This is a genomic window from Sphingobium sp. TomTYG46, from assembly GCF_055396345.1.
Genome location: NZ_AP027325.1, coordinates 388539 through 401527, shown reverse-complemented (window position 1 = coordinate 401527; position 12989 = coordinate 388539). Strand labels below are relative to the sequence as shown.

11 protein-coding genes are annotated in these 12989 nt (G+C 59.9%); 9 read left to right on the top strand and 2 right to left on the bottom strand.

Going from position 1 to position 12989, the window contains the following annotated elements; translation table 11 throughout:
* Positions 1-37 precede the first annotated feature (37 nt).
* The 5 genes from ACZ5YV_RS15090 to ACZ5YV_RS15070 all read left to right on the top strand — a co-directional run bounded on the left by ACZ5YV_RS15090 (position 38) and on the right by ACZ5YV_RS15070 (position 5459).
* Positions 38-1660 (top strand): FAD-dependent oxidoreductase, encoded by a 1623-nt coding sequence (locus tag ACZ5YV_RS15090; RefSeq protein WP_464789882.1) that lies wholly within the window; start codon positions 38-40, stop codon positions 1658-1660.
* A 13-nt stretch (positions 1661-1673) separates the two neighbouring features.
* Complete coding sequence (locus ACZ5YV_RS15085) at positions 1674-2282, top strand: CoxG family protein (RefSeq protein WP_464789881.1); 609 nt, start codon at positions 1674-1676, stop codon at positions 2280-2282.
* 209 nt (positions 2283-2491) lie between these two features.
* On the top strand, positions 2492-3820 hold the full coding sequence (locus tag ACZ5YV_RS15080) for an aromatic ring-hydroxylating oxygenase subunit alpha (RefSeq protein ID WP_464789880.1): 1329 nt from the start codon (positions 2492-2494) through the stop codon (positions 3818-3820).
* Positions 3821-3946: 126 nt separating this feature from the next.
* Entirely contained in the window at positions 3947-4507 is a 561-nt protein-coding gene (locus ACZ5YV_RS15075; protein ID WP_449468945.1) for a VOC family protein, read from the top strand.
* 16 nt (positions 4508-4523) lie between these two features.
* On the top strand, positions 4524-5459 hold the full coding sequence (locus ACZ5YV_RS15070) for an aldo/keto reductase (RefSeq protein ID WP_464789879.1): 936 nt from the start codon (positions 4524-4526) through the stop codon (positions 5457-5459).
* An 85-nt stretch (positions 5460-5544) separates the two neighbouring features.
* Here ACZ5YV_RS15070 and ACZ5YV_RS15065 read toward each other — a convergent pair whose 3' ends face one another.
* A complete protein-coding gene (locus ACZ5YV_RS15065) occupies positions 5545-5859 on the bottom strand; it encodes an NIPSNAP family protein (protein WP_196227133.1) in 315 nt (104 codons plus the stop codon).
* A 328-nt stretch (positions 5860-6187) separates the two neighbouring features.
* Between ACZ5YV_RS15065 and ACZ5YV_RS15060 the strand changes: the two genes are divergently transcribed.
* Positions 6188-8569, top strand: coding sequence for a TonB-dependent receptor (locus ACZ5YV_RS15060; protein WP_464789878.1), 2382 nt, complete (start codon positions 6188-6190; stop codon positions 8567-8569).
* Positions 8570-8672: 103 nt separating this feature from the next.
* Positions 8673-9467, top strand: coding sequence for an SDR family oxidoreductase (locus ACZ5YV_RS15055; protein WP_464789877.1), 795 nt, complete (start codon positions 8673-8675; stop codon positions 9465-9467).
* A gap of 297 nt (positions 9468-9764) precedes the next feature.
* Here ACZ5YV_RS15055 and ACZ5YV_RS15050 read toward each other — a convergent pair whose 3' ends face one another.
* On the bottom strand, positions 9765-10316 hold the full coding sequence (locus ACZ5YV_RS15050; protein WP_464789876.1) for a VOC family protein: 552 nt from the start codon (positions 10314-10316) through the stop codon (positions 9765-9767).
* 492 nt (positions 10317-10808) lie between these two features.
* Between ACZ5YV_RS15050 and ACZ5YV_RS15045 the strand changes: the two genes are divergently transcribed.
* Complete coding sequence (locus ACZ5YV_RS15045) at positions 10809-11627, top strand: SDR family NAD(P)-dependent oxidoreductase (protein ID WP_460988924.1); 819 nt, start codon at positions 10809-10811, stop codon at positions 11625-11627.
* Positions 11628-11837: 210 nt separating this feature from the next.
* A complete protein-coding gene (locus ACZ5YV_RS15040) occupies positions 11838-12983 on the top strand; it encodes an NAD(P) transhydrogenase subunit alpha (protein ID WP_464789875.1) in 1146 nt (381 codons plus the stop codon).
* Positions 12984-12989 lie beyond the last annotated feature (6 nt).

Here is a 12989-nt window from a genome sequence, read left to right as displayed (position 1 = left end):
GGACGCGGCGCGAACCGCGAGCGACTGGAGAGCTATAATGCCGGTATGGGATGAGGTTTTCGACGTGGTGGTCATGGGCTCCGGCGCGGCGGGCGTTTCCGCCGCGATCGCGGCTCAGCATCGCGGCTGCAAGACGCTGGTGCTGGAACGCAGCGACAAGCTGGGCGGGACGAGCGCCGTGTCAGGCGGCGTGCCGTGGATCCCCAACAATCACCACATGCACGAGGTAGGGACGACCGACTCGCGCGAACAGGCGCTCACCTATCTTCGCAGCCTTTCGCTCGGCAAAATGGATATCGAACTCGCCGAAACCTATGTCGATGAAGCGCCAGGCGTGCTGCGTTATCTGGAGCAAGAGACCCAGCTGGCGTTCCGGGCGCTCAAGACGCCTGATTATCACCCCGAACATCCCGGCGGCACCTTCGGCCGCTCCGTCAGCCCCGGCCTGTTTCCCGCGGGCGAGTTGGGGGAACTGCGCGCGCACCTGCGTTCGGCCCCCTGCTTCCCGCTGCCTGTTGCGATGACCGACATCGATGACGGGACCAATATGCTGGACCCCGAGATCATCGGCGATCGCCTAGCCAAAGGCATGGTGGGCACCGGCATGGCGCTGATGGCGGGCCTCATCAAGGGCGCGGTGGACAAGGGTGTGGAGTTTCGCCGCAATGCCCGTGGCCGCCGCCTGGTGATCGACGATGGCGCCATTGTGGGCATTGAGGTCGAACAGGATGGCCGCATGGTCCGCATCGGCGCCCGTCGCGCCGTCATTCTGGCAAGCGGCGGCTTTGAATGGAACAAGGACATGGCGACCGACCTGATGGGCGCTCCCATCGAAGGTCCGCTCAGCCCGCCTTTCAACGAGGGCGACGGTCTGATCATGGCGGCCGAGGCGCAAGCCAGTATGGCGAACGCCCATGAAGCCTGGTGGATGCCGATGATCCGCATCCCCGGCGACGAATATGAAGGGCAGCAACTCAACCGCATGGTGGTCGGCGAAAGAGCCTCCCCCGGTTCGATCATGGTCAACCGCGCAGGCAAGCGCTTCGTCAACGAAGCCCACAATTATAATGACGTTGGCCGCTCCTTCCGCAACTTCGATCCCGTGGCATTCGACTATCCGAACCTGCCCGCCTGGATCATCCTCGGTTCGACCTTCCTCGACAAATATCCGTTCGGAACGCGCTATCCTGGCGATCCGATTCCGGCATGGCTCGAATCCGCGCCAACGCTGCGCGAACTGGCGGAGAAAATCGGCGTAAATCCCGATGGCCTTGAAGACACGGTCACGCGTTTCAACGCGAATGTCGAACGGGGTGAGGACCCCGACTTCCACCGTGGCCGGAGCAAATATGACCGTCATTATGGCGACCCGTCACGCGAAGGTGCGCTCCAGTCGCTAGGACCGATCCAGCAAGGCCCCTTCTACGCCTGCCGGGTCTATTCCGGCGTTCTCGGCACCAAGGGCGGGCCGAAGATCAACGCCAAGTCGGAAGTGGTGAACGTCAGGGGCGGCCGCATCCCCGGCCTTTACGCGGCAGGGAACGTCTCCGGCGGGTTCACCGGCATGGCATATCCCGGCGCCGGGGCCACGATCGGGCCGGGCCTGGTCTTCGGCCACATCGCCGGACGCGAGGCGGCGTCCAGCGTCAACAGGTTCTGAAAAGGAGGCGACATTGCCCGAAGTCGAACATACCACAAAGGTCACCGCCTCCCTGCCTCAGGTCTGGAATTTCGTCGAGGACATGGACAATTGGGCGCCGTTCCTCACAGGGTATCAGCGCCACGAGAAGATCAACCGCGATGAATCCATCTGGGTTGTGAAGGGCGAACTGGGCGGCCTGACCCGCAGCGCGGAGTTCAAGGTTCAGGTCACGGAATGGAACGAGCCTAGCCGCGTGACCTTCGTGATGCAGGGTTTGCAGGAACCTGTCACCGGCTCGGGCGAGTTTCTGGCGATCGACCTGGGCGGAGGCATGGCGAATGCCGCGCCACCCGCCGCCGTCCCCGCACATTCTTCTTCCGGCGGCTGGCTGAGCAGATTGTGGGAACGCTTGTCCCGCTGGTTGCTGCGGCGCGTCACCAACAGCGTCGATGTGCAAGCGGCAGCGCCTGTGGCAGATGCGGGCGATCCGAACACGCAGATCACTTTCCGGCTGAACGTTCAGGCGGGCGGAGCCACCGGCCCGGTCCTCAACCTGCTGCTGGGACCGATGCTGAAGCCGGTTGCTGAAGATCTGGCGATGAAGATCGCCCAGGCGGTGGACAAGCCGTCACAAGGATAAATCTTGCGCGGGGTCTGCCGTGAAGGCGCGGACTCCGCGAAGGAAGGATACTCCGCTATTGACGGACAAATGTCCGTTATGCATGATCGTCCGGAACCTGGCCGCCTCTTGCCTACTGCGCGTAAAGCGGGCCGTTGGATGTAGCTGGACGATTGGAAACAGGATCAGCGCGCCGAGGTGCGCCTGGATTGAATCGACAGGAGATGGAAATGACGGAAAATCTGGTCGCCGAGGCGGGAGCCGGACGTTCTTCGAAACTTCAGGGCTGGCGCTATTTCGACCGCGACTTCGCGGGGCGGGAGTGGGATGCGGTCTGGACCAAGAGTTGGCTTGTGGTGTGCCGCGAAGACCAGATTCCTGAGCCGGGCGACTTCCTGGTGGAGGAGGTTGGCACGGAATCCATTCTGGTGGTGCGTCAGGAAGATGGCGGCATCAAGGCCTTCTACAATGTATGCCAGCATCGCGGGAACAAGCTGGTGTCCGTGGCGGAAGGGTCCATGCCGTCTTTCACATGCGCCTATCACAGCTGGAAATGGTCGCTGGAAGGCGAGTGCATCGGCGCGCAGGACCCGGAGGACTTCTCCGCAGGCTCCCCATGCGGACGCAAGCGGCTCGCCGAGATCAACAGCGAGACCTTCGCCAGCTTCGTCTGGGTGAACATGGACGCCAACCCGATGCCTCTCAAGGAGTATCTGGGCGAACTGTACGAGCCGTTGGCGCGCTATCCCTTCGAGCAGATGCACTGCACCCAGGCCATATCGGTGCGGATGCCCTGCAACTGGAAGATCATTTCGGACAATTTCCGCGAAACATATCACATCCCCACCGCGCATCCGGAGGGGCTGTATGTGAACGAGCCCTATTATGTGACGGCGGTCATCGAAACGCTGAAAAACGGACATGCGCGCCTTGTGACGCCGGGCAGCCAGCCTTCGCGCTATCTGCCCGATGGCAAGCTGGCGATCGACGAGTATCTGATCCAGGACCTCAAGACCTGGGAATTGCAGCCGGAAGATTTCAAGGACAAACCGCTGGCGATCCGGGAAGCGATCATCGCGCAAAAGCGGAAGCTGGGCGTCGAACGCGGCCATAGCCATTATGACCGGATGGAAGACGCGCAGCTGACCGATACCTTCCTCTATTCGATCTTCCCCAATCTGACGCTGACCTGTTTTTCGGACGGCATGCTGTTCCTGCGCGCCTGGCCGCATCCGACCGACCCGGAAAAATGCACCTTCGACACCTGGTTCTATGCGACGGGTTCAGAGGATTTCTTCACCAAGATGCTGACCTCGGCGGGGGGCGTGGCTGACACCGCGCGTGCGCCTGTTGAACGTGAATGGCGCAACTTCGGCGAAGGGAGCCTTGGTATCACGCTCGATGGCGACGCGGGTATCATGGAGGCGCAGCAGCGCGGCATGCATTCGCGCGGCTGGAATGGCGCGGAACTGGCCGGTCAGGAAAAGCGGATTTCCCACTATCACGACCGTATCGATCAACTGATCGCTGAAAATGGGATGTCCATCGCCGCTGAATGACGAACGGCGCTGCGGGCGTACGCGTCCGCAGCGCCTTTGGTGTAACGGATGTCGTCCGGTAGCTGGCGAAACGCAAGACGTGCGCCCGCACCCACGGGCGGCGCTCTAAAGATAAGGAGAGGCTCAATGTTCCTGGACCCTGTTTCAGGCCAACTCAAGAAGGTGCGGCAGATCGCATTCGTCGTGCCGGACGCGATCGAATGGGCGCGTCGGCACATGGCCCGATTCGGCTCTGGCCCCTTCTTTGTGCTCGCGCACCTTCCCCATGACCTGCAAACCTATCGCGGCAAGGAAATCGACCTCGATACGACAGGTGTCGTCGGCCAGTGGGGCGACGTGATGGTCGAACTGGTGGAACAGCATTGTGACACGCCATCGGCCTATAGCGAGCTTTATCCGACAGGTGGTCCCGGCCTGCACCATATGACGGTGTTCGTCGATGACATTCACGCGGCGATCAAGGATTATGAAAGCAAGGGCTTTGATAACATTCTCTATTCCGTCGTATCACCGCTCGGCGACTCCAAACCCAGCCCTTATGCGATGATGGACACGCGTAAGGAGTTCGGCATGCTGACCGAATTCTATGAAGAGGCTGTTGTCAGCGACTTTTACAAGATGGTGCGGGATGCCGCCGAAGGCTGGGACGGGTCCGATCCCATCCGCTACATATACGGCCAACCCTGAAGGGGATATTCTCGACATGGAAAAGCGTAATCTCGGGAAATCCGACCTTAAAGTCTCTATTGCTGGTCTTGGCTGCAATAATTTCGGCTGGTTCCTCGACAAGGAAAAATCCCTCGAAGTAATCTTGGCTGCGCTGGACGCCGGGATCAACTTCTTCGACACCGCCAACAACTATGGTTTTCCTCCCGGAGAATCGGAACGCATCCTCGGCGAAGCTTTTCGCGGCCGTCGGGATTCCGTGATTATCGCCACGAAAGTGGGCGATAAGGTTGGCGACAGCGACGATAATCAGGGCGCTGCCCCTGCTTATGTCCGGCGGGCTCTGGAAGAAAGCCTGGCCAATTTGGGCACCGATTATGTTGATCTCTATCAGTTACATTATCCTGACGCGAACGTCCCGATCGGCGAAACGCTGGCCGCATTCGACCAGCTGATCCAGGAAGGTAAGGTGCGCTATGTCGGCTGTGCGAACCACAGCGCCACCCAACTGGCTGAAGCACTGGACGCAGCCGGAGCCACCCATCGTGCGGCTTTCATATCATGCCAATCCGAATATAGCCTGCTGGCACGCGATGTCGAAAGTGAACTTGCGCCCTTGATGGTCGCCAATGGCGTCGGGTTTCTGCCTTACTTCCCCCTCGCCAACGGGTTGCTGACGGGCAAATATCTGGGTGGCGACGACAGTTCGGGCCGTCTGGAAACCCTCAAGCAGATACCCTTCTTCGACAAGTTCCTGACGCCGGAACGGTTTGAGAAGGTCGGCCGTCTCGGGGAGATTTCCCGTAAATCGAGCATCCCGATGGTGAAGCTGGCCCTCGGCTGGCTCGCCGCAAAGCCCTTCGTCTCATCCGTGATTGCCGGGGCGACCAAGCCTGAACAGGTTTACGCCAATGCGCAGGCCTGCATGACAGTTTTGCCGCAAGACATAATGGTGGAGCTGGATCAGCTGTAATTAGCGACGGTCCCCCGTCACTGCGGCTGATAAGAAAAACGGCGGGAAGCTCTAAGCCTCCCGCCGATTCATTTTCGGCTTTGCGTCAATGCGCTGGTGAATAGGGCGCTGCATCAGCGAAGATCAGCGTTTCCTTCGCGCCGCTGCGGCAGATCTCCTGATAGATTTTGCCACCTTCAGGCGCGCTCGCCATGGCCTGGATACCGGCATCGAAAGCATTCATGTCCGGCAATTTCCAAAGATGGATGACGGTATTCGCCCGCCCGATCTTGGTGACGAGCCCCGCGATCATCTCCCAACCCGCGCCTTCGGCGATGCGCTTCATCTCCGGAACTATGTTCAAAAAGACGGGAAGCGTCTCATAATCGAGTTCCAACGTTGCCTGAAGATAAACGCTCATCTGATATCCACTCCTTGCGATCGCGGTCGGAGCCTGGCTCTCACCGCATAATCTTACGATAAATGACGAACGTCTGATATTCAAGCGACGACATGATGCATCAGGGATCGGCCGATCGCCTGACAGGGATAGCCCCATAACCGGGCGCGAGAAGAAAAAATAAGCGTCATATGTCAGATAAAAATGCTCATAAGCGCTTGTCGCGGCCCCTTCGCTGTTGACCCTCCTGCGAAAAGCAGTTAGCTAGCACACTTGTGTAGCGACAAGTCGATTCAGAAAGAGTCGCGGCCACATCGGATCAAAAATCAGCGTTGAATGGGGAGGGCATATGCGAGGCCTGGCATTTTCGTCGGCGATAGCGATCGCAACTGCGTTGGGCGGCTTTCACGCGGCATTGGCCGCCGAGCCGCAGCAAGCGCCGGACGCGACCGCAGCCAATCAGCCGCAGCAATCCGAAGGACTTTCGGACATCATCGTGACCGCGCAGAAGCGTGCCGAGCCACTTCAAAGTGTGCCTGTCTCCGTTTCCGCATTCAGCAATGACACGCTTCAAAAGGCCCGCGTCGATGGCCTGACCGGCCTTCGCGGCCTCGTGCCGGGCATGACCGTCACACGTTCAGGTGCAGCCGTCGATGTGCCGCAGATCAGCTTGCGCGGCATTTCCATTCAGGACGTCCTGCCCAGCGTGGAGCCGGGCATCGGCATCACCCTGGACGGCATTCCCATCGCATTTCAGCGCGGCGCTTTGATCGACGCGTTCGATGTGCAGCGCGTGGAGGTGTTGCGCGGTCCTCAAGGCGTTCTGAACGGGAAGAACACGACGGGCGGATCGATCAACGTCGTGCGCCTTCGTCCAGACCCATCCGCCGACACGACCGGAAAGGTTCGCTTCACCATCGGCAGCTTTGGCCAGAACGACTATGAAGGCTATATCATGGCGCCAGTCGTCAAGGATATACTGGCCGTCAAGGCAACCATCGCTGTACGCAAGGACAATGGTCAGTTCCGCAACATCGTGGACGGCGGCCGCGAAGGGGATCGCGACGTCCGGCAATATTCGCTGGCCGCAGTCGCGACGCCCACGGACAGGCTCAACATCTATGTCGCTTTCGACCGGCTGGAAAATGACAGCGCCATCCCACCCTATGTGGCCACGCCTGTCCCCGATCTTATTGCCTATCCCATCCCCGGCTATTTCGGCGGCCTGAACTCCACTTGTCTCAATCCCGCGACGCAGATCATCTGCCGTCCCTTGAGCGATCTGGACCAGGGCAAGAATGAAGTCGAAACCACTCAGCTGCCAGCGTCCCTGCGTCTCACCGCAGCCACTGGTGAAATTTCCTATGACCTGACCGATGAAGTGAAGTTCACGTCCCTAACCGGATATCGCGAATTCCACGAACGGCAGACCAGCGACTTCGACGCGACGCGCTTCGCCCTGTTCCGCGACAAGGCATCGGTCGATGCGAAGCAGTTTTCGCAGGAAGCGCGTTTCGCGACATCTTTCTCAGGCCCCTTCAACATCGTGGCCGGTGCATTCTATATGAATTACCGGTACACCGAAAAGCAGAACCCGTCGCTGGACGCGGCTGTGCTGCCGGACATGGATGCAAATGGAGATGTCATTCTGACCAACGGCTTGCCGACTTTTTCGACACCGCCGGGCGTAGCGTTCCTCAATTCTTTGAACCGCTATCGCACGTTCCAGACCAACAAGACTTTCGCCCTGTTCTTTCAGGCCGACTACGACATCACAGATAAGTTGCGCCTGACCGTCGGCGGCCGTCAGACCTGGGACAAGAAGACGACGGATTACAGCCTCTGGGCGCCAATAGTTTCGGACACTCGTGACAACGACGCGATCGGTCCACTTGTTGGCCAGGTCACAGGCCGCGCGAAGTTCAAGAAGTTCACGCCGAAGGTCAATCTGCAATATAAGTTCACGCCCGACATTCTTGCCTATGCGCAATATAGCAAGGGCTACAACACTGGCGGGTTCAACGGACGCCCCGGCAATCTGGTCACCGCCGTTCAGGCCTATGAGCCGGAGACGATGCAGGCCTATGAAATCGGCCTCAAGACCGAACTCTTCAACAAGCGCGTTCGCCTGAACCTGTCGGCTTTCCACAATACTCTGGATGACAAGCAGGAAAATGTCCTCCAGGTCGTGGGTACGACCAATGTCGCCACCACTCTCAACGTGGCCAAGGCGCAGTATAAGGGCTTTGAAGCAGAGCTGGCCCTCGCACCGATGCGCGGTTGGACGATCACCGGGTCGGTCGGTTATCTGGACGCCAAATATAAGGATTTCTTCGGAGATCTGGGCCAAGGTCCGGCGGATCTGAGCGGCCTAAAACTGCGGCGCGTTCCCAAATGGACCGCAGGCGCCATATCGGACTACAGCTTCTCGGCGGGTCCGGGCACTGTGGGGCTCAATGCGGCGATCTTCCACACCAGTCGCTATGAAACCGACGTGCTGAACGATCCTCGCGGCTCGATCCCGCCCGTCACGAAAATCGATCTTGGCGTTCGGTATGAGCTGCCCGTCGCGGGCAACACGACCGTCGAATTGGCCGGCTTTGTGAAGAACGTCACCAACAACACGACATATGATGGATATACCTCCGGTGACGCGGTAGGCACTTTCATCGAATTCGCCAATCCGTCGCCTGGCCGCCAGTGGGGCGCATCGCTGACGGCGCGTTTTTGATCGAGCCTCGGCTCTGAGCGGCAGGCGGGGCCAGACCCTCCCTGCAATGCTCAGAGCCGAAGAACGACAAGCTGCCGCCAATTGAAACGTAGGAGTTGTTCAGATGAGGCTTGAAGGAAAGGTGGCGCTGGTCGCCGGGGCGGCAGGAACCGCCAATATGGGCCAGAAAATTGCGGAGCGGTTGGCGCAGGAAGGTTGCAAGGTCGTCGTGACAGGGCGGCATGAAGAGCCGCTGCGCGCCATCGCGGAGCAGATCGGCGGCAGCTACATATTGATGGACATCACCAGCAAGGCCGATGTCGATGCCGCCGCTGACTTTGCCGTCAAAACCTATGGCAAGCTGGACGTTGCGGTGAACGCGACTGGCTGGGGGCTGATGAAGCCGACCCATGAAACGACGGAGGCTGATCTCGACAAGATCATGGACATTCAGTTCAAAGGCCCCTTCTTCTTCATCCAGGCGATGTTGCGGGTAATGGGGCAGGGCGGATCGATCATTCAGATTTCCTCCGCCACGGCGACCATCATGCTCGAAAATCACGCCGCCTACATGGGCACCAAGGCCGGAATCGATCATGTGATCCGCACCGTCGCCAACGAATATGGCGCGCGCGGCATCCGGGCGAACTCCATTTCGCCGGGCCTCACCGAAACGCCGATGGCTGGCGACAGCTTCAGCGTGAAGGAACTGATCGACGCCTTTGCAAAGGAATATCCGCTAGGTCGCCTTGGCACGCGCGAAGATATTGCGGCTGCGGTCGTGTGGCTCGCATCCGACGAATGTTTCATGACTGGCCAGAATCTTCAGGTGAATGGCGGGCTCACTCTCCGTCGCAACCCGATCCTGTCCGAACTGGGCGAGGTGGCCGCGCGTGCCACGGCGCATCTGAGCAGCTGACAACGACACAGCGGAGCGGGCGGGAGCATTGCTTCCGTCCGCAAACGGCCCAGGGAATGAAGAAAGGGAGGGTAGCACTGGCTACCCTCCCTATTTTGCTGCTGGCGGCATTTCGATTTCCAGCGCGTCGCGTGCTGTGTGGCCGTATATCAACCAGCCGCATCCCGGCTCGGAATTCGCGCCATCTGATATTGAATCTGCGGAGGCGGTGCGGAGTGGGCACCGCCTGAACAACCCGTTTGCTACATGCGGTAGCCGCCCCGACCTGTCAGCTTGTCGGGGCGCCTTCGCCTCGCCTTAAAGGTCGGTGAATTGCATCCGGCGGATCGGATCGGTTCCATCAAATCCTTCCGCGGACTTCTTCATATGGTCGTAGAAGGGGCGGGTGCCCTCTTCTTCATAAAGTTCAGTCATCACGCCAAGTTGTTTCGACGTATCCATGATGGCGTAGCGGCCCATACGATTAGGGAAGGTTTCGCCATAAAGGGCAGCTTCGCAGCCTTCAGCTTCATATTGAGCCATCCGCTTGTCCAGATCATCGACGAACATGGCGAAATGGTGGATCCGCGACTCGCCCTTCTTCACAAGATCTCGATAGGCGGACGGTTCGTCATCATGCTGCTGCACGAATTCGGCGGTGATATTGCCCCACTGACCATAGACGGAGGTGACGTCGATGGTGCTTTCCTTGCCGCGATAGCGATGCACGTGAAGCGGATAATGTTCGACTGCCCAGAACGGACCCGATCCATAGCGGCGGGAATGGGCGCGGGCCGCTTCGATGGCGTCTGGCACCACAAAAGCGATCTGCGTGATCGCGAGGGCGGGCGTGAAGATAAAATCACTCATGGCGTTGCTTCCTTCAAAGACAATTGTCAGATGATTGATTCGATGGTGAGGGTAATCGCGCGAGGGATCCGATCTTCGCCGACGGCATCGGGCCATGTCGGTCGCCGGTGGCCAAGGACATGCCGCAGGTCCGAAAACCTGCGTATTTTCCGGGTCCTTGAACCGGGAGGCTCTCCGCTATGCCGCGTTTTTGGTGACCTTTTGATGATCATTCATCCTCTACCCGGAGCGGCTCATGCCCTGCTCCTCCGTCGCTGATTTCTCGACAAACGACAAATGTCTGCTAACGAATATGCCTCCATTCGTCAAATTGATAAATGATGGTATCGACCGAATGGAGCGGGGCGGAGGCGCTCTTTGGACGGCCGGGCAGCGCATTGGCCATTGACTAAATGAACGACAACCGTCAGGTAATATACCAACACCTTTGGCGCTGACGGGCGTTCGCTGGCGGATTGGGTGCTTGCAACGCGGACTTATGGAGAGGAAATAATGACCTATAATTTGACGGTGCGGCGCGAAGGTGCTGTGTTCATCATCGGCGGAACCGGCGGCGCGGGGTCGGCGATCGTGCGCGCCTTTGCAAAGACGGGCGCCAATATCGCCTTTACCTACAACAGCAATGAAACCAAGGCGAATGCGTTGGTGAATGAACTGGAAAGCGAAGGTGTAACGGCATCGGCCAGCAAGCTGGACATAACCGACTTGCAGGCTGTCGAACAATGCATCAGCGGCGTGGTGAAGCGTTTCGGCCATATCCACACGGTCATCTATGCGTCCGGGCCGATGTGGGACAACACCCTGCAACTGGCCGACGTGAAGCCCAGCTTCATGGAGTTTCTCGTCAAAACCGAACTGTTCGGTTTCTTCAACGTCATCAGCGCCACCAAGGAACAGATGCGCGCCAATAAGGGCGTCATCACTGTTTGCACCAGCTTCGGCAACGCCCGCCGTTTCGACCGCGACGGTCAGTCGGCGGTGCCGAAGGCGGGTCTGGAAAGCATGGCGCTCTATCTGGCGGCGGAAGAGGCTGTCTACGGCGTGCGCGCGAATGTCGTCCGCCTGGGCTGGTTCAACTTCGGCATGGGCGCGATCGACAAGACGGAGGCTTCGCTCGATGATCCGGGTCGTGCCATGACCGGCGGCGACGCTGGGGCCGAAGCGCTGGAATGGATGACCAGCCGCATTCGCCTGGGCAATCGGCCGGGCCGTGGCGAAGAGCTTGCCAGCATGGTGCTCTACCTTTCGTCTGAACAGGCGTCCTATGTCACCGGCCAGATCACCTGCGTCGACGGCGGCATTTCGCTTTGAACCTTTGGGCAGGCGCCGGTCTTCATGGCGACGCCTGCTCCATGACGGCCCGCTGCGCGAACCTGTACGGGCCGCATTGATAATTGACATATGTCAGGTAATATGTATCACTGGCGCAGCCCGCGAAGGCTGGATCGGGCTATCCCCGCATGGCGAGGCGCATCAGCTGCGGCGATCGTTGCCCGGCTGATTGAGGCAGAGAGAGGATCGATGGTAAATATTTCCGTCCTGGCCGGACAGGTGGCTGGTGAACATCGCGTAGCCATGACGCCTTCGATCGTTGCGCGATATGCAAAGCTTGGCCTGTCGACGCTGGTTGAAAGCGGTGCAGGTCTTGCTGCGGGCTTCTCCGATGACGCCTATGCCGCGCAAGGTGCCCTGATCGTGGATCGCAAGGAAGCGCTTGGACAGGCGGATGTCGTGGTCACGGTGCGTCCCCCGGCTGCCGCCGAACTGCTCGGGGTTCGTCCGGGAACGAAGCTGGTCGGTGGCCTGGCGCCCTTTGCCGATCCGGGCAGGATGGCGGCCTATGCCGATCTGGGGGTGGAAGCGATGGCGCTTGAACTGCTCCCGCGCACGACCCGCGCGCAGGCGATGGATATATTGTCCAGCCAGGCCAATCTCGCTGGCTATCATGCAGTCGCGCGGGCCACGACCGAACTCAATCGCTGCCTGCCGATGATGACCACGGCCGCAGGCTCAATCGCGGCGGCCAAGGCGTTTGTCATGGGTGTGGGCGTCGCGGGTCTTCAGGCGATCGCAACCGCCCGGCGACTGGGCGCGGTCGTCTCCGCCACCGATGTGCGGCCCGAAACGCGCGAACAGATCATGTCGCTGGGCGCCAAGCCCATATTCGAAGAGATTCAGGACGGCGACCAGCTGACCGCAGCGGTGGGCGGCTATGCCGGGGAAATGAGCGAAGCCTATCGGCAGCGCCAGGCGGCCTTGGTCAGCGAACATATCGCCGGGCAGGACATGGTCGTCACGACCGCCCTCATTCCCGGACGGCCCGCCCCGCGCCTCATCAGCGACGCGCAGATCGCTAGCATGAAACCGGGCAGTGTGATCGTCGATCTGGCCGCCGAAAGCGGCGGCAATGTCGAAGGTGTCGTCGCCGGAGAAATGGTGTTGCGTCATGGTGTCAAGCTCATCGGGCTTGTCGATGGGGCGGCGAGGGTCGCCGTGGACGCATCGAACCTGTTCGCGCGCAACTGCTATAATTTCATCGAAGCCTATTGGGACAAGGCGGAAAAGAGGTTGGCGATGCCCGCCGATGACGCGCTGATCGAAGCGGTAACGCTGACCCGCCATGGCGAGATCGTCCACCCGCGCTTCGTGCAGGCAGCGGCGGCCTGAACACAG